Raw genomic sequence first — 17,699 nt, 5'->3', positions numbered from 1 at the left:
GGCGGTTCGCCACCAGCGGTATCGACCGGTTCGCCGCGCCGACGCGGTGGCGCCGGCTGGAGCGCGGCGAGCCGGTGCTCGAGGGCGTGGCCGGCTGGCTGCGGGTCGGCATCGAGCAGGTGGTGCCCGCCGGGGACCACCGCATCGTGATCGCCCGGGTCGAGGAGTCCTGGCTCGACGACGACCGCCGCCCGCTGCTCTTCCACGCGGGCGGCTACCACGCGCTCTGATCCGCCGACCGCCGACCGCCGACCGCCGACCGCCGACCGCCGACCGCCGACCGCCGACCGCCGACCGCCGACCGCCGACCGTCCACCCGACCCGGCCGACGGCTCGGCCCGCTTTCCCCACGTCCGCTCACTGCCACGGCAGTTCGCCTCCTCCCGGGACACCACATGCCGACCGATTCCTCACCCGCACTCCTGCGCCGCAGGTCCCTCCTCGCCGCCGCCTCAGGTGCCGCGCTCGCGCTGGCCGGGTGCGCACGCCACACCGGCGCCGCCGACACCGCCCTGACCGGACGCTCCCTGCCGACCGGGGCGCCGCCGCCGGGCACGAAGCTCGCGATCTCCATCCACACCTCGCAACTCCAGCTCCGGGGAGCGGGGTTGGACCGCAAGCTGCCGTTCACCGTCTCCAGCTGGCCGAACCTGAGCGCCGGGCCCGACGTCATCCAGGGCTTCCGCGCCCACTCCATCGATCTGGCGAGCAACGCCGGCATCCCGCCGATCCAGGCACAGGACATCGGGGTCGGGGCGCGCATCGTCGCCGTGCAGACCCACACCCGCCCGCTCTACATCTTCGCCACCGCCCCGGGCAGCGACATCGCGTCGGTGCAGGACTTCCGGGGCAAGAAGATCGGCTTCTCGCAGGGCCAGGCGCAGGGCGTGGTGGTGCTCCGGGCGCTGAAGGAGGCCGGGTTGAAGAACAGCGACGTCACCCTGGTGCCGTTGCCCAGCACCCAGTTCCTCACCGCGCTGCAGGCCAAGCAGGTGGACGTCGCGCCGCTGACCGAGCCGACCCTCACCAAGTACCTGACCCAGTACGGCAAGGACGGCGCGCGCAAGCTCAGCACCGACGTGGTGGACCTGCTCGGTGTCCTGTGGGCGCCGGTCGAGGTGATCAACGACGACGCCAAGGCCGAGGCGATCCGCAGCTTCATCCCGCTGTGGGCGCAGGGCGTGGTGTGGGCGTGGGAGCACACCGACCAGTGGATCGAGTCGTACTACGTCAAGGACCAGGGCGTCACCGCCGCCGACGGGAAGCGGATCGTCGCGCTCAACGACGCGCCGAGGTTCCCGCTCAGCTGGGACAAGGCGATCGCCTGGGAGCAGCAGACCGCGGATCTGATGCGGGAGGGCGGCTTCGTCGGGCGGGTCGACGCGGAGAAGCTCTTCGACCGGCGCTTCGAGGGGCTCGCCGCCAGGGCCGTGCCGGCGACGTACCGGGTGGCGTCATGACCGAGGCACTGTCCCGTACGCCGACCGTCGCGCCCGCAGCGCAGGCGGAACCGGCCGCGCAGGTGGAACCGGCCCCGGAGGCCGTACCCCGGGCAGAGCGCGCACCGGGGGCAACACCCGTACCGCAGAAGGTGATGCGCGGGTCCACCCTCGTGCGCGGCACCCGCCGCCGGCTCGGACCCGGGCGGGCCGTGCCGTTCGCCCGGCTGCTCGGTCCCGTGCTGGTGGTGGCGGTGTGGTGGGCGGCCTCCGCCGGGCGCTACCTCGATCCGCGCATCCTCAGCGGCCCCGGCGCGGTCGCCTCCACCGCGGTGGACCTGATCCGCAGCGGGCGGCTCCAGGACAACATGGAGATCTCGCTGCAACGGGCCGGGCTCGGGCTGCTGTTCGGAGTGCTCTCCGGGGTGCTGCTCGCGGTCGCCGCCGGGCTCAGCCGGGTCGGGGAGTACCTCCTCGACGGCACCCTCCAGGTCAAGCGGGCCATCCCCTCCCTCGCGCTGCTGCCGCTGATGATCCTGTGGCTGGGCATCGGCGAGGAGATGAAGGTGGTGGTCATCGCGCTGGGCGTGGCGGTCGTCGTCTACGTGAACACCTACGCCTCGCTGACCGGGATCGACAGCAAGTACGTCGAGCTGGCCGAGAGCCTGGACCTCGGCCGGTGGCAGTTCATCCGCAAGGTGGTGGTGCCCGGCGCGCTGCCGGGCTTCTTCGTCGGGCTGCGGCTCGGGGTCACCTCGTCCTGGCTCGGGCTGGTCGTGGTCGAGCAGGTCAACGCGTCCAAAGGTTTGGGATACATGATGTTCCAGGCGCAGCAGTACGCCCAGTCGGACGTGATCATCGTCGGACTGGTCTGCTACGGGATCTTCGGGTTCGTGTCCGACGCGGTCGTACGCTCGGTCGAGAGGAGGGCGCTGTCATGGCGACGCACGCTGGCGGGCTGACGGCCGACCACCACCCCTTCGGGGCCGACGGCGGGTCCGTCGCCGTCCGCACCTCCCGGCTGGTGCGCGGCTTCGGCGACCGGGACGTCCTGAAGGACCTCGACCTCACGCTGGCCCGCGGCGAGTTCACCGCGCTGCTCGGCCGCAGCGGCTCCGGCAAGTCCACCTTGCTGCGGGCGATCGCCCGGCTCGACCACGGCGTGGCCGGCTCCGGCGAACTCTCCGTGCCCGAGCGGGTGTCGCTGTCCTTCCAGGACTCCCGGCTGCTGCCGTGGATGCGGGTCCTGGACAACGTCGTGCTCGGCGTGCGCGGACCCGGCTCCCGCGCCCGCGGCGCCACCGCGCTGGCCGAGGTGGGCCTGGCCGGGCGGGAGCGGTCCTGGCCGCACGAGCTGTCCGGTGGCGAGCAGCAGCGTGCCGCCCTCGCCCGGGCGCTGGTCCGCGACCCCGAACTCCTGCTCGCCGACGAGCCGTTCGGCGCCCTCGACGCGCTGACCCGGATCAAGATGCACGACCTGCTGCGGGAGTTGTACGAGCGGCACCGCCCGGCGGTCCTGCTGGTCACCCATGACGTCGACGAGGCGGTCGAACTCGCCGACCGGGTCCTGGTCCTGGAGGACGGCCGGATCGCGGTGGACCTCGCGGTCGACCTGCCCACGCCCCGCAGCCGCCGCGACGCCTGCTTCCAGGAGTACCGCGACCTGCTGCTGGCCGCGCTCGGCGTCCACCAGCCCGAGGCGGAGCGGCCCGTACCCGCACCCGCGGCCGTACCCGTATCCGTACCGCACCCCGCGCGCCCCCGCACGGACCACGAGGAGACGAAGCCCCATGACCCGCAAGGCTGATCGCAAGCCGCTGCACCTCAACGCCTTCCTGATGTCGGTCGGGCACCACGAGGCGGCCTGGCGGCTGCCGGAGAGCCCCGCCGACGGGGGTACCGACATCGCGCACTACCAGAACCTCGCCCGCATCGCCGAACGCGGCAGGCTCGACTCGCTCTTCCTCGCCGACTCGCCCGTCCTCCAGGGCGATCCGGGGCGCCGCCCGGTCAGCAAGCTCGAACCGACCGTGCTGCTCACCGCGCTGGCCGGCGTGACCACGCACATCGGCCTGATCGCCACCGCGTCCACCAGCTACAACGAGCCGTACAACCTCGCCCGCCGGTTCGCCTCCGTCGACCACGTCTCCGGCGGCCGGGCCGGCTGGAACATCGTCACCACGGCCGGCGCGGACGCCGCCCGCAACTTCGGCCTCGACGACACCCCGTTGCACCGCGACCGCTACCTGCGCGCCGCGGAGTTCGTGGACGTCGCCACCAAGCTGTGGGACAGCTGGGCCGACGACGCGGTCCTCGCCGACAAGGAGAGCGGCGTGCACGCGCTCGCCGACCGGGTCCGCAAGGTCCACCACCAGGGGGAGTACTTCCGCGTCGACGGCCCGCTCAACGTCCGCCGCTCGCCGCAGGGTTACCCGCTGCTGGTGCAGGCCGGCTCCAGCGAGGACGGCAAGGACTTCGCCGCCCGCTACGCGGAGGCGGTCTTCACCGCCCAGCAGACGCTGGAGGAGGCGATCGCCTTCTACCAGGACGTCAAGCAGCGCACCGCCGCCTTCGGCCGCGACCCGGAGGGCATCAAGATCCTGCCCGGCATCGTGCCCGTGATCGGCGACACCGAGGCCGATGCGCTGGCACTGGACGCGGAACTCGACCGGCTGATCCGGCCCGAGTACGCCAAGCGGCAGCTCGCCAACCGGCTGCGGATCCCGCCCGACCAGCTCGACCTCGACCGGGAGTTGCCCGAGGACATCCCCACCGAGGACGAGATCGAGGGCGCCAAGAGCCGCTACACGCTGGTGGTCGAACTCGCCCGCCGGGAGAAACTCACCGTGCGGCAGCTGATCGGGCGGCTCGGCGGCGGCCGCGGCCACCGCACCTTCGCCGGCACCGCCGAGCAGGTCGCGGACACCATCGAGCACTGGTACGACGCCGGTGCCGCCGACGGCTTCAACATCATGCCCGCCGTACTCCCCTCGGGCCTGGAGCTGTTCGTGGACCGGGTGGTGCCGATCCTCCAGGAGCGCGGCCTGTTCCGCACCGAGTACACGGGGCGCACCCTGCGCGAGCACTACGGCCTGCCGCGCCCCTCCAACCGGCTCTTCGACACCGTGGACGCCTCCGCCGGACACCTGGGCATCGCCCTGGCGGACGCCCGGTGACCGGCTGTACGGAGCAGGCGGCGGGGCCGGCCGGGCAACCGGCCGGCCCGGCCGCGGGCTGGGTGCGCCGGCTCGGCTCGTACTGCCTGCGGCACCGCCGCGACGCCGTCAAGGCCTTCGGGGCGGCCGTCGCCGCCGCCGTCGCCACCTCTACCCTGCCGCTCGTCCTGCGGCACGTCGTCGACCATGTCGCCTCGGGCCGCACCGGATCGCTGACCTCCTGGACGCTGGTGCTCGCCGGGCTCGGCGCGGTCCGCTTCGCCGGCGGCTTCACCCGCCGGTACAACGCCGGACGACTCTCGCTCGGTGTCCAGTACGACCTGCGCAACGACGCGTTCGCGGCCCTGCTGCGCCTCGGCGGCGCGCAGCAGGACGGGTTGCGCACCGGCCAGATCGTCAGCCGTTCCATCTCCGACATCACCCTCATCCAGACGCTGCTCCAGTTCCTGCCGAACATGACGAGCAACGCCCTGATGTTCGTGGTCTCGCTCGCCTTCATGGCGTGGCTGTCGCCGCTGCTGACCCTGGTCGCGCTCGTCGTCGGGCCGCTGCTGTGGCTGATCGCGGTCCGCAGCCGGCGCGACCTCTTCCCGGCCAACTGGCACGCCCAGCAGGAGGCCGCGGAGGTCGCCTCCGGTGTCGAGGCGACCGTCACCGGGGTGCGGGTGGTCAAGGGTTTCGGGCAGGAGCAGCGCGAACTGCTCGGCCTGGAAGGGCGCGCACGGCGGCTGTTCGCCTCCCGGCTGCGGGTCGTGCGCTACACCAGCCGCTACAACCCGGCCCTGCAGGCGGTGCCCGCGCTCGGCCAGGTCGCCGTGCTGGCCTTCGGCGGCTACCTCGCGCTGCACGGGCGGATATCGCTGGGCACCTTCCTCGCCTTCACCAGCTACCTCGGCTCGTTCGTCACCCCCGTGCGCCAGGTCGCCACCCTGCTCACCGTGTGGCAGCAGGCCAGGGCGGGCACCGAACGCGTCCTGGAGGTCATCGACGAGGCGCCCGCCATCACCGACGCGCCGGACGCCCGCGTGCTGCCCGACGAGCCGCCCGCGCTGTCCTGGCAGGATGTCACCTTCGGGTACGGCGACGGCACGCCGCTGCTGCGGGGCTTCAGCCTCGACGTCGCTCCCGGCGAGACGGTCGCCCTGATCGGCCCGGCCGGTTCCGGCAAGTCCACCGCGGCGGCGCTGCTGCCGCGCTTCTACGACGTCCCCGCCGGTGCAGTGCGGGTCGGCGGCACCGATGTGCGGGAGCTGACCCTGGACTCGCTGCGGTCGCGGATCGGGTTCGTCTTCGAGGAGAGCCTGCTGCTGTCCGACAGCGTGCGGAACAACATCGCCTACGGTGATCCCGGCGCGAGCGAGGAGCGGATCAGGGCCGCCGCCAAGGTGGCGCGGGCCGACGAGTTCGTCGAACGCCTCCCGCAGGGGTACGACACGGTCGTCGGCGAGCAGGGCCTGACGCTGTCCGGCGGCCAGCGGCAGCGCGTCGCGCTCGCCCGGGCGCTGCTGTGCGACCCGGCGGTGCTCGTGCTGGACGACGCGACCTCCGCGATCGACGCCCGCGTGGAGTCCGAGATCCACGCGGCCCTGCACGAGGCGGTCCGCCGCCCCACCACGCTGATCATCGCGCACCGCCGGTCCACCCTCGAACTCGCCGACCGCATCGCCCTGCTGGACGGCGGCCGGGTGGTGGACACCGGCACGATGGACGAACTGCGGTCCCGCTCGGCGCTGTTCCGCTCGCTGCTGTCGGCCGTGGACGTGCCGGGGCCGGAGCCGGAGTCGGCGGTCGACGGCGGGAACGGTGCCGCCACTTCTGCTTCTGCCACTGCCACTGCCGCTGACGGCGCCGATGGGGCCCGCGGCCCCCGGTCCGGGCCGGCCGGCCCACCGCCCCCGGTGGACGCCGGGGACGGCGAGGACATCGAGGTGCCGGCGGTCACCGCGCACCTGTGGCGCCGCCCGGACGCCGAGGACACGCGGGCCGGCGGCGACGCCGCCGCGATGCGGGCCGCCCAGGCGATCTCGCTGTCCTCGGCCACCGCCGGGCGCGGCCGGGGGCCGGGCGGCGGCGTGCTCGGCGCCGCGCCGCCCACCCCGGAACTGATGGCCGGACTGGCCCGGATGCCGCTGCCCGACGCCGACCCGGACGTGCCCGACGACCGCACCCGCGCCGCCGACCCGCACTTCGGGCTGAGCCCGCTGCTGCGGCCGTTCCGAACGGCCCTGCTGCTGGGCCTCGCGCTGGTCGCCCTCGACGCGCTCGCCCAGATCATCGTGCCGGTGCTGGTCCGCCAGGGCGTCGACGACGGCGTGGCCCACCACGCGGGCCGGGTGCTGCTGGAGGCGGCGGCGGCCGCCGCCGCGGTGGTCGCCGCGGACTGGCTGATCGGCGTCGCGCAGATCCGCACCACCGGCCGCACCGGCGAGCGCCTGCTCTACACCCTGCGGGTGAAGACCTTCGCCCAGCTCCAGCGGCTCGGCCTGGACTACTACGAACGCGAGCTCGGCGGCCGGATCATGACCCGGATGACCACCGACGTGGACGCGCTGTCGAACTTCCTGCAGACCGGGCTGATCACCGCCGTGGTGAGCCTGCTCACCGTCTTCGGCGTGCTGATCACACTCCTCGTCATCGACGCCGGGCTGGCCGTGGTGCTGCTCGCGGCGCTGCCGCTGCTGGTGACCGGCACGGTGCTCTTCCGGCACTACTCGGTGCCCGCCTACCACGAGGCGAGGGAGCGGGTCAGCGCGGTCAACGCCGCCCTCCAGGAGAACGTCACCGCGATCCGCGTCACCCAGGCGTTCCGCCGCGAGACCCGCAACGCCGAGGACTTCGCCGCACTCGCCTGGTCCTTCCGGGACTCGCGGCTGCGGGCGCAGCGCTACATGGCGACGTTCTTCCCGTTCGTGGAGTTCCTGGGCACCCTGTCCACCGCCGCCGTGCTGGCGGTGGGTGCCGGCCAGGTCCGCTCCGGCGCCCTCACCGCGGGCACCCTCATCGCCTTCCTGCTCTACGTCGACCTGTTCTTCTCCCCGATCCAGCAGTTCTCCCAGGTCTTCGACGGCTACCAGCAGGCCGTGGTCGGGCTCGGCCGGCTGCGCACCCTGATGCGCACCCCCACCGGCACGCCCGTCCCCGAACGACCCGAGCCGGTCGAGCAGTTGCGGGGCGAGGTGGTCTTCGACGAGGTGTCCTTCGGGTACGCGGGCGGTGGCGGCCAGGAGGTACTGCACCACGTCTGCCTGCGGATAGCGCCGGGCGAGACCGTCGCGCTGGTCGGCGCGACGGGCGCGGGCAAGTCCACGGTGATGAAGCTCATCGCCCGGTTCTACGACCCCACCTCCGGCGCGGTCCGGGTCGACGGCCACGACCTGCGCGCGCTGGACCTGGCCGGATACCGCGGCCGGCTCGGCGTGGTGCCGCAGGAGGCCCACCTGTTCAGCGGCACCGTGCGCGACGCCATCGCCTACGGGCGGCCCGAGGCCACCGACGCGGAGGTGGAGGCCGCCGCGCGGGCGGTCGGCGCCCACGAGATGGTGTCCGGGTTGCAGTCGGGCTACCTCCAGCCGGTGGGGGAGCGGGGCCGCAACCTGTCCGCCGGGCAGCGGCAGCTCCTCGCCCTGGCCCGGGCCGAACTCGTCGACCCCGACGTCCTGTTGCTCGACGAGGCCACGGCCTCGCTCGACCTCGCCACCGAGAGCCGGGTCGCGGCCGCCACCGAGGCGCTGACCCGCAAGCGGACCACGCTGGTGGTCGCGCACCGGCTCACCACCGCCGCCCGCGCCGACCGGGTCGTGGTGCTGGACCACGGCACCGTCGTGGAGACCGGCACGCACGCCGGGCTGCTGACCGCGGGCGGACCGTACCGGAAGCTGTGGGACGCCTTCCGGCAGCACGGCCCGGCGGCGACCGTCGACCAGCTCGCCGCGGAGGATCCCCTCGCCGCGGAGGACCCCCTCACCGGCACCACGACCACCACCACGGACGGCGGCGACGGCGCCGGCGACCACCTCGTGAACGGGAGCACACGATGACGCAGTACCGCCCCTTGGGCCGCACCGGAGTCAAGGTCAGCCCGCTGTGCCTGGGCGCCATGATGTTCGGGCCGCGCGGCAACCCCGACCACGCCGACGGCGTGCGGATCATCCACCACGCCCTCGACTCCGGCATCAACTTCGTCGACACCGCGGACGTGTACTCCGCCGGCGAGTCGGAGACCGTCGTCGGCAAGGCACTGGCCGGCGGCCGCCGCGACAACGTGGTGCTGGCCACGAAGTTCCACGGCGCGCTCGGCGACGACCCCAACGAGCAGGGCAACTCGCGCCGCTGGATCATCCGCGAGGTCGAGAACAGCCTGCGGCGGCTCGGCACCGACTGGATCGACCTCTACCAGGTGCACCGTCCCGAGCCCGACACCGACTTCGACGAGACGCTGGGCGCGCTGACCGACCTGGTCCGCCAGGGAAAGATCCGCTACATCGGCACCTCCACCTTCGAGCCGTCCGCGATCGTGGAGGGCCAGTGGATCGCGGAGAAGCGCGGCCGGGAGCGGGTGGCCGCCGAGCAGCCGCCGTACTCCCTGCTGGCGCGCGGCATCGAGCGCGAGGTCCTGCCGGTCGCCCAGCGCTACGGCCTGGCGGTGCTGTCGTGGTCGCCGCTCGCGGGCGGCTGGCTGTCCGGGCGCTACCGCAAGGGCGTCGACCAGCCGCGCTCCAGCCGCGCCGACCGGCAGGCGGCCCGCTTCGACATCACCTCGCCGGAGAACGCGGCGAAGCTCGACGCCGCCGACGCGCTGGCGCGGCTCGCGGACGAGGCGGGGCTCACCCTGGTGCAACTGGCGCTGGCCTTCGTTCTGGAGCACCCCGCGATCACCTCGGCGATCATCGGGCCGCGGACGTTCGAGCAGCTGGACAGCCAACTCGGCGCGGAGAAGATCGTGTTGAGCCGGGACGTGCTCGACCGGATCGACGAGATCGTGCCGCCGGGCACCAACTTCACCGCGCGCGACGGCGGTTACACGCCCCCCGCGCTCACGGACCCGGCCCTCAGGAGGAGGGTGCGGTAGCCCGTCCGGGGGTCAGGGTGCCCCGGGGCCCGCGCCGGCGTCCGGCGCCGGTGCCCCGGGTCCCAGGGCCAGTTCGGCCAGGTCGAGGAAGGCGTGGACGGTGGCGGCCCGCAGCCGGCCGAGCTCCCAGCCGCGCCGGTGCAGCGCGGGGTCGAAGGGGACGTGCACCACCCGGGCGGGGTCGACGCGCAGCCGCTCGGCGAGGCCGGCGGCCGTGCGCCGCCCGGACGGGCTGTCGACGTCGGTGGCCACCACCACTGCCTCGTCCGCCAGCCGGACCCGCCCGGCCTCCCGGAGCGAGGACAGGGTGCGCGCGGCCGCGTCGAGGAACCAGTCGGCGGTCCCGCAGCACACGACCAGCCGGTCCGTGCGGTCCAGGACGACCTCGGCCCCGCGGTCGAGGCCCAGCGGGGCCCAGTCGGTGAGCACGAACGGGTAGTACGGCGCGGTGCGGGCCAGCAGGTGCGCGTAGTCCTGGGCGTGCACCGCGCTCGGGCTGAGGTGGCCGCGGTGGTGCGCGACCACTTCGAGCCCCGACGGCAGGCGCGTGGTGCGGGCCCGGATCTGCGCGTACGCGGGGTCCGGCGGCAGCGCGGCCAGATCGCGCAGCACGGCGTCGTTGCGACGGGTGAGGAACGCGTCGAGCGCCCCCTCGGCGGCGGCGCCGTCGAGGGCCAGCACCGGCTCTCCCCGTACCGAGGCGAGCAGGGAGCCGAGCACCATCGTGGCCGTGGCGCGGCCGCTGTACTGGTAGGCGCCCACCAGGGTGAGCCGCCTGCTGTGCGGCAGCGGGGCGCGCAGCCGCTCCAGCCGGGCCTCGGTCTCCCGCCGGGTGGAACCGAACCGGGGCAGGCGCGGGCCGTGACCGGCGGGCGGGGCCGGCTGCGGCGGCGGGGCGAGCGGCACCGGCGCGGCCGCCGGATCGACCGGCGGCGGGGGCAGTTCCTCGCCGCCGCGCTGGAGCCGGGCGCGGGCGATGTAGCGGGCCAGCGCGTCGGCGACCTCGCGGGGCGAGGGGCGCTGCGACGGATCGGCGTCCAGGCAGCGCAGCACCAGCCGGCGGAGCGGCTCCCAGGTGGAGCCCTGCCAGATGTGCATGCCCTCCGGCAGGCCGGGCAGCTCCCGGCCCGCCTTGCTGCTGATCAGCTGGAGCAGTTCGCCGAGCGCGCGGACGTTGTCCTCGCGGGTCGGGACGGATCCTGCCCCGTGGTACTCGCCGTCGACCGCGCAGTCCGAGAGGTCGCCGAGCACCACGGTCCGGCGCAGCACGAACACGCTGTCGGCGTTGAGGTCGGCCGGCACCAGGCCGTTGACGTGGCAGAGGGTCAGCGCGTTCGCCAGGTAGCAGGCGACCAGCAGGCCGCGCAGCAGGTCGAAGGGGGTGGTGCCCTCGACCAGGCTCCGCGCGAAGACCTCCCCGAGCCGCAGCGGCGCCGTGTTCGGCGTGGCGGCGTCGGCGATCGGCGTCATGGCCAGCCACGGCGGCGCGTCCCCGAGCCCGGCGGCGAGCAGCCTCGGCGCGTGCTGCCCCTGCAGCCGGGTGAGCACCTCCGCCTCCACCTCGATCAACCGGGCGTTGACCGCGGGCAGATCGGGCCGCGGTACCCGCAGCACGGCCGGCGTGCCCTGCCCGTCGACGGCCCGGTACACCACGGTGCGGCGCCCGCGGCGGCGGCCGAGCAGCCGGTAGCCGCCGACCTCCTCGGGATCGTCCTCGGTGAGCGGGCCCCAGTCGTCCATGTCGTCGGCGGAGGCTCGCCCCGGCAGGCCCGAGGAGGGGGACGGCTCACCGAAGGACACCCCGAACCGGCTGAGCAGCCGCCGCTCGACACTGGTGAACGGCTGGTGGGTGCCGGGCAGTTGGGCGGAGCCGTCCGGGTGCGCCAGCCAGGCCGGGAAGTCCGGCGAGTTCCCGGCCAGTTCCTCCAGGCGGCGGCCGATCCGGCGGCTGGTGCGCAGCAGTTCGGCCTGCGGCACCGCGTCCAGCAGCAGTGACTTGGAGGAGTCGGAGAAGTCGAAGACCCGGTGCTTGGCGGCCACCGGGCCCGGCACCGGCGCCGGGTGCGGCCGGACCAGCCCGCCGAGGAACACCTCGGCCAGGTGGGAGGTACTGGCGGGCCACGGCACCGCGGTCTGCACCAGCCGCATCACCGGCACCGTCAGCGGGGAGACCGCCGCGAGATGGGCCGCGAGGCGGTACGCCTCCGGGGTGGCCGCGTCCCGGAAGTGCTGGGCGCTGCTCAGGTCCCGCGACGGGGCCACGGCGCCGTACGCGCCGGGACGGGTCAGCAGCGGCAGCTCCACGGTGGTGCCGGGCGAGGCGATCAGGCGCGCCCACTCCCGCAGCGAGCCGTCCGTCGGCTCCAGGACGGGTATCGGCGCACCGTCGAAGCGGGCCAGGCCCCGCGGCAGCACCGGATCGGTGATCTGCCAGGAGGTGTTGGCGCCGCCGATCCGGTGGGTGGTGGCCTGCCAGCGATCGGCGGACACCCCGGACGCCTCCCACATGTCGGGTGGCAGCGTGTGCAGGACCGCGACCGGGCCGCGGGCGGCCCGCTCGGCCAGCAGGTCGTGCATCGCGCCGGACCGCCACGCGGCGCCCATCCCGTCGCTGACGGCGAGCAGGAGGGTGCGGCCCGACGGGTCGTTGATGGTGCTGAGCGGCAACTCGGTACTGTCGGGCCGGAACGGCCGCGCGTGCAGGCGCGGTTGGCGCGCCAGCCGGGTGTCGAGGCCGAGTACGCGGGTGGTGGCGAAGGCGCCCAGCCGCTCCAGGAGGGTGCGCAGCTCGGCGCCCAGCCGGTGCCACAGCAGCATGGACAGGCCGTCGTCGACGAGGAGCACCAGATACAGCCAGCGCTCCCGCACCGGCCGCTCCACCACGTCGGCCAGCCCGGTCTCGGCGAAGTCCGCGGCCGTGCGCTCCTCGTCGATCTCCGTGCGGTGCCGGCTGTCCCGCCGGCGGCGCAACGGGCGCAGCGCCCGCGCGAGTTCGAGCTCGCCGGACAGCGCCTTGTCCTCGGGCACCCGCAACGGCACGGCCCCGCGCGGTTCCTGGCCCGGCTGCCGTGCCCGCGGTTGGCGGGACGGGGCCTGCCGGGCCGCCGCGTACAGGGCCGGGGCGGTGAGGTCGGGCAGGTCGGGGTCGTCGGGCTCCGGCGCGGGCGGCGGCGGGACCTCCCGGTCCGGTGCGGGGCCCGGCGGCGCCGGCCGCTCCGGCTCGGCGGGCGCGCGGTGCAGCGGCGCCTGCGGGCCCGACGGCAGCCGCCGGGCCAGCCACAGCACGTCGAGGACCTGGTCGGCGTCCAGGTCGTGGCCGCAGGCGGACAGTACCCGCAGCACCTCGGCGAGCCGCGCCCCACCGCCGGTCACGTCACATCGCCCCGGTGAGCTGGTGCAGGACGGCGTCGAGCAGACCCTCCGCGTCCAGGTCGACACCGCCGGAGCGCAGGAACACCGCGTTGAGCAGCTGGTCGGTGGCGAGTTCGCCCGGAGCGCGGCGCCGCAGGAACGCCTCGACCAGGTCGTCCGCCTCCCGCAGCGCCTCCTCGCCGAGGTGCGCGGCGACGATGGTGCGCAGCCGCTCCTCGTCGGGCACCGGCAGGTCCAGTCGCACGCAACGGCGCAGGAAGGCGGGCGGGAAGTCGCGCTCGCCGTTGCTGGTGATCACCACGACCGGGAACTCGGCGCACTGGACGAGACCCTGGTGCACCCGGACGGTGCCCCGGTGGTCCTGGGTGTGCACCTCCGTGTCCGCGGCGTCCTCCGGGAGCCTGGCCAGCTCCGGGATGTCGAAGACGCCCTCCTCGAAGACGGTCAGCAGGTCGTTGGGCAGGTCGACGTCGCCCTTGTCCATCTCGTCGATCAGCAGCGCGCGCGGCGTGGCCGACGGCAGCAGCGCGGTGCCCAGCGGCCCCAGCCGGATGAACGTGCCGATGGACGGCTCCCGTTCACCGCGATCGCGACTGAGGGTCGTCTCGCGCAGCCGGCCGATCGCGTCGTACTGGTAGAGGGCGTCCTTGACGGTGGAGCGGCTGTTGACCGCCCAGCGCAGCAGGGTGCCCAGGCGCAACTCGTGGGCGACGGCCCGGGCGAGCGAGGACTTGCCGGTGCCGGCCGGCCCGGTCACCAGCAGCGGGCGCCTCAGGTGCAGGGCGGCGTTCACCACGTCGGCGTGCTGCCGCTCGATCAGGTACGGCAGTTCCGGGCGCATCGACTGCAGCGGGGTGAACCGGCGCCACGGCGGGGCCGAGGGGAAGGTGACGGCCCGGGGTACGCCGTCGCCGCGGAAGAGGCGCCAGTCGGCCTCGGGAGCGGATGTCATGCGCTCTCCTGTGGTTCGGTCAGGTGCAGACGGGGCACGGTACGGTCGGCGTCGGCCCAGGCGAGGACGGGGCGGCCGGGGAACTCGGGCGGGCTGGCCTTGGCGTTCGCTCGGTAGTCGCGCACCCCGTCGGGCAGTTCCCGGGTGGCCACTTCCGCCATGCGCTCGGCGATGTGGGACGCGCCGTCGCCACCGCGATCCCACACCACCACAGGTATGCCCACCGCCAGGCAGGTTTGCACGATCCCGTCGCGCGGACCGGGTGGTACATCCACCGAGACGCGAACCGTGTCGAGTTGGTTGACGAGCTTGGAGTAGATGGTGTCGCTGTCCATCGCCTCCGAGACCACGAATGTCTTCCCGGAGTCCAGCCGGCTCCACCTGCTGCGCCAGTGCGGCATGAACCGCACGTGCCGGCGCAGGAGTTCCGGGCAGTGCACGACCAGCGGGAACTCCACGCCGAGGACGCCCGGCACGATCTCGTCCGGATCCCGCGCCTCCCACTCGTCGACGGGCAGGTTGAGGCTGCCGCGGTCCACCAGCACCTCCACCATCGGCGGCCGGTCGTCGCCGGCCGGCGGCGTCACGGTGTCCAGCACGCGCAGCACCTCGCGCGCCGCCTGGGACGCCGAGTACGTCGCGACGCTGTCCTTGGACACCTGGCGGGGCCCGGCCCCCTCGTCGCACCAGATCCGCAGCCGGTGGCGGCCGCGGCCGGCCCGCGTGACCTGCACCAGGACCCGCACCCGCGCGGAGCGGTCGCGCGCGGAGCGCGCCCACTCCTGGGCGTCGGAGCGGCGCTCGCCGAGCGCCCCGCGGGCGATGCCGAGGCGCCGGGCCACCGAGTCGGCCCACAGCCGCAGTTCCGCCCGCTTCGACAGCGGGCACAGCGCGGCCACGTACTCGATGACCCGCAGCAGTGCCGGCACCCTGCGTTCGCCGCCGCTGGAGCGGCCGTCGCCGGGCAGCGACTCCAGCCGGTCCAGGAGCGCGTCCACGGTGTCCCCGGCGGGAAGCCTCGCCAGGTGCGGCAGCGCCGCGCGGGCCGCCTCCGGGAACCGGTCGAGCACCGACCGGTCCACGGCACGCAGATGCTTGCGCAGATCGGCGTACTCCTGCGGGGACAGCAGCCTCGGCGTCCGCGACAGGCCGCCCGCGGCCAGCACGCGGTCGGCTCCCTCCGGGCTGTCACGCCGCACGATGCCGGAGAAGGCCGCGAGCGCGCGCGGATGGGTCAGGAGGAACGTGCCGAACTCCTCGGGGGTGGGCGGGGTGACGTCGCTGCCCGCGCCGACACCGCAGGCCCGGGCCAGCCGCTGGGCGCGTTCGCTGCGCCCGCTCGGCGACGGCATGATGTCCTCGATCGCCTCGACCAGCAGCGGCAGGGCGGGGTCGTCGGGGTCGATCGGTGCGACGGACACGTCGTCGAGGACGCCCAGGGGGGCGAGTTCGGCCTCCACCCGCTGCCACGGCACCGCCCAGCTGCGCCGGATCATGTGCTGGGTGTCGGGCGGCCCCCCGGTGACGGGATCGCGGGACGGCATGAAGTGCGCGGCGACGAGGCCGACCACGGCCCGCTCCTCCGCGCACCACACCGGGCCGCCGCTGTAGCCGGGACCGACGGCCATGCCGGTGGGCGCGCCGTCCAGGTAGGCCAGCGCGTCGTGCAGCGAGATCACGCCGAGGCGGGCCATGGTGGCCGCGCCGCCGCTGCCGTGCCAGGCCGCCAGCGTCTGGCCGGTCCTCATCGCGGAACGGTCGGGCCAGGTGGGCAGTCCCTCGGGGGGCGCGTCCACGCGCAGCACCGCGAGGTCGCCGAACCACTCGTCGTGACCCTCGCGCACCGCGCCGCCGTCCCGGGTACGAGGCGGGATCCAGTGCGCCACACGGGCGAGGTGGCGCCGCGGGCGCCAGCCGGCGGACACGTCGACCGGAATCTCCGCGGACCCCGGCGACCTGGTCTCGAACAGGGGCCGGCCCAAGGCGTCGTTGATGACGTGGGCACAGGTCAGCAGGGTGTCGGGGCCGAGGACGAGGCCACCGCCCGCGAGCTGGTCGTCGTCGGCCCGCCGGACGGCGACCACGTGGCGACGGGGGTCGTTGTCGGCACTCCCGACGGCGACCCTGAACCAACCCACGCGTCACTCCGTGCCGGACGCGGACGCGTCGGCGGCGGGCGCGGGTTTCCAGGACGCGGTGACGGACAGGTGCGCCTGGCCGCTGCCGCCCACGATGCCGAACCTGAGGTCCTGGCCGACCTGGAGCCCGAAGGTCACGCTGATCTCCGTGGGGGGTTCCGGCAGGGCGGTCGCGGCTTCGTGGACGCTGTGCAGGAGCGGGCCGAGCGGTGTGAGCGCGCCGCGCAGCGCGCCGGCGGCCAGGCTGGCGACGGTTCTGCCGCCGGTCGCCACCGGCACCGCGCGCCCCATCCCCTCCGGGAGGCCGGCGTCCCTGGCGGGGCCCGGGACGGGGGTCAGCAGGAAGCGGACGGGCGTACCGTCGTCGAGTTCACCGTCAGACAGAAGCGACACCCGCATATTGTCGTGGGGGCGCGCATGTCGGGGGCGGGTGTCCGTAAGTCGGTTACCGTATCGATGCGTTGGGGGTTTTACGGTGGCCGCTGGGGGTGGGTGGCGGAGGTGGGGTGCCGGACCTTCCGGCGGTGGTGGGTTCTCGCGCAGTTCTCCCCCAGGGCTGCGCCTGGGAGGTGCCCCCTCGCGCGCCTGAGTTGCTGCGGGTCCTACGCGGAGCGGCTATTCGGGGAACTCGATGACGATTTTGCCCTGGACGTGGCCCTGTTCGACGGCGCGGAGGGCTTCCCCGGCGTGGGGGAAGGGGTAGGTGCGGGTGACGAGGGGGTCGAGGTCGCCGCCGACGACGAGGGTGACGAGGTCGTCGAGGACCTGGGCGGTGCGCTTGCGAAGGACCGGGCTGCCGCCGAGTTCGGCGACCGTGGTGCGGTCGCCGGCGCTCACCAGGCGGGCCGGGTCGGCGAGCAGCGTGGCGACGTCCCGGAGCGGCTCGCCGCCGACGAGGTCCACGATCCCGTCCACCCCGCCGGGCGCGACCGCCCTGACCCGGTCCGCGACGCCCGGGCCCGAGGCGACGTGCACCGCGCCCAGCGACTCCAGGAACTCCTTCTTCGCGGCGCCGGCGACCCCCAGCACCGTCAACCCGTCGTGCCGGGCGATCTGGACCGCTGCCACGCCCACTCCACCGCCGGCCCCGTTGATCAGGAGCGTGGCGCCGTCGGGCAGATCGAGCTGGCGGACGGCGTCGTACGCCGTGGCCGAGGCGACCGGCAGCGAGGCGGCGTCGGCCCAGGACAGCGCGGCGGGCCTGTGCGTGGTGACGGAGGCGAGCAGCAGGGCGAACTCGGCGTAGCCGCCGTTGACGGTGTTGCCGAACACCTCGTCGCCCACCGAGAAGCGTGCCGTGTCGCCGTCGCCGTTGTCCGGGCCGACCTCGACGACAACACCGGCCGCCTCGTTGCCGAAGACCGCGGGCAGGTCGGGGAGGGGCGCGCCGGCCGGGCGGAACCCGGCCCGGCGCTTCCAGTCGACGGGGTTGACGCCGGCCGCCCTGACCCGGACCAGCAGCTGCCCGGGCGCGGGCACGGGCCGGGGCAGGTCGGCGAAGGCCTCGGTCTCGGGTCCGCCGGCCTCGGTGAAGACGTACGCCTTGGGCATGGC

Annotated in this window: 12 protein-coding genes; 7 read left to right on the top strand and 5 right to left on the bottom strand. The window is 74.5% G+C overall.

What is annotated here, in order from left to right:
- From C4U44_RS37360 to C4U44_RS37325, 7 genes are all read left to right on the top strand, one after another.
- Positions 1–230 (top strand): flavin reductase family protein (locus C4U44_RS37360; RefSeq protein ID WP_146088434.1); only part of this gene is annotated, 230 nt, incomplete at its 5' end.
- 165 nt (positions 231–395) lie between these two features.
- Positions 396–1,460, top strand: coding sequence for an ABC transporter substrate-binding protein (locus C4U44_RS37350; RefSeq protein ID WP_103890565.1), 1,065 nt, complete (start codon positions 396–398; stop codon positions 1,458–1,460).
- On the top strand, positions 1,457–2,401 hold the full coding sequence (locus C4U44_RS37345) for an ABC transporter permease (RefSeq protein ID WP_407642944.1): 945 nt from the start codon (positions 1,457–1,459) through the stop codon (positions 2,399–2,401). Before C4U44_RS37350 ends, C4U44_RS37345 begins: the two co-directional genes overlap by 4 nt.
- Positions 2,377–3,246, top strand: coding sequence for an ABC transporter ATP-binding protein (locus C4U44_RS37340; RefSeq protein ID WP_103890564.1), 870 nt, complete (start codon positions 2,377–2,379; stop codon positions 3,244–3,246). The genes C4U44_RS37345 and C4U44_RS37340 overlap by 25 nt, the downstream gene beginning before the upstream one ends.
- Complete coding sequence (locus C4U44_RS37335) at positions 3,230–4,615, top strand: LLM class flavin-dependent oxidoreductase (protein WP_103890563.1); 1,386 nt, start codon at positions 3,230–3,232, stop codon at positions 4,613–4,615. The genes C4U44_RS37340 and C4U44_RS37335 overlap by 17 nt, the downstream gene beginning before the upstream one ends.
- Positions 4,612–8,652: an ABC transporter ATP-binding protein gene (locus C4U44_RS37330; protein WP_103890562.1), complete on the top strand. Its 4,041-nt coding sequence runs from the start codon at positions 4,612–4,614 to the stop codon at positions 8,650–8,652. Before C4U44_RS37335 ends, C4U44_RS37330 begins: the two co-directional genes overlap by 4 nt.
- Positions 8,649–9,683 carry an aldo/keto reductase gene (locus C4U44_RS37325; protein ID WP_103890561.1) on the top strand — a complete coding sequence of 345 codons (1,035 nt, stop codon included), beginning with the start codon at positions 8,649–8,651 and terminating at the stop codon, positions 9,681–9,683. The genes C4U44_RS37330 and C4U44_RS37325 overlap by 4 nt, the downstream gene beginning before the upstream one ends.
- Before the next feature lie 12 nt (positions 9,684–9,695).
- Here C4U44_RS37325 and C4U44_RS37320 read toward each other — a convergent pair whose 3' ends face one another.
- From C4U44_RS37320 to C4U44_RS37300, 5 genes are all read right to left on the bottom strand, one after another.
- Positions 9,696–13,055 carry an SAV_2336 N-terminal domain-related protein gene (locus C4U44_RS37320; protein ID WP_103890560.1) on the bottom strand — a complete coding sequence of 1,120 codons (3,360 nt, stop codon included), beginning with the start codon at positions 13,053–13,055 and terminating at the stop codon, positions 9,696–9,698.
- A 1-nt stretch (position 13,056) separates the two neighbouring features.
- The gene (locus C4U44_RS37315) at positions 13,057–14,007 is read right to left on the bottom strand and encodes an AAA family ATPase (RefSeq protein WP_103890559.1); all 951 of its coding nucleotides are present in this window, start codon (positions 14,005–14,007) and stop codon (positions 13,057–13,059) included.
- A complete protein-coding gene (locus tag C4U44_RS37310; protein ID WP_103890558.1) occupies positions 14,004–16,145 on the bottom strand; it encodes a VMAP-C domain-containing protein in 2,142 nt (713 codons plus the stop codon). Before C4U44_RS37310 ends, C4U44_RS37315 begins: the two co-directional genes overlap by 4 nt.
- 3 nt (positions 16,146–16,148) lie before the next feature.
- A complete protein-coding gene (locus tag C4U44_RS37305) occupies positions 16,149–16,544 on the bottom strand; it encodes a CU044_2847 family protein (protein ID WP_200823542.1) in 396 nt (131 codons plus the stop codon).
- Positions 16,545–16,760: 216 nt separating this feature from the next.
- Complete coding sequence (locus C4U44_RS37300; RefSeq protein ID WP_103890557.1) at positions 16,761–17,696, bottom strand: NADP-dependent oxidoreductase; 936 nt, start codon at positions 17,694–17,696, stop codon at positions 16,761–16,763.
- Between the last annotated feature and the right edge of the window lie 3 nt (positions 17,697–17,699).

Origin of the sequence: Actinacidiphila yanglinensis (assembly GCF_900107965.1) — a bacterium.
Classification (GTDB): domain Bacteria; phylum Actinomycetota; class Actinomycetes; order Streptomycetales; family Streptomycetaceae; genus Actinacidiphila; species Actinacidiphila yanglinensis.
This window is presented reverse-complemented; position numbering and strand designations above follow the sequence as displayed.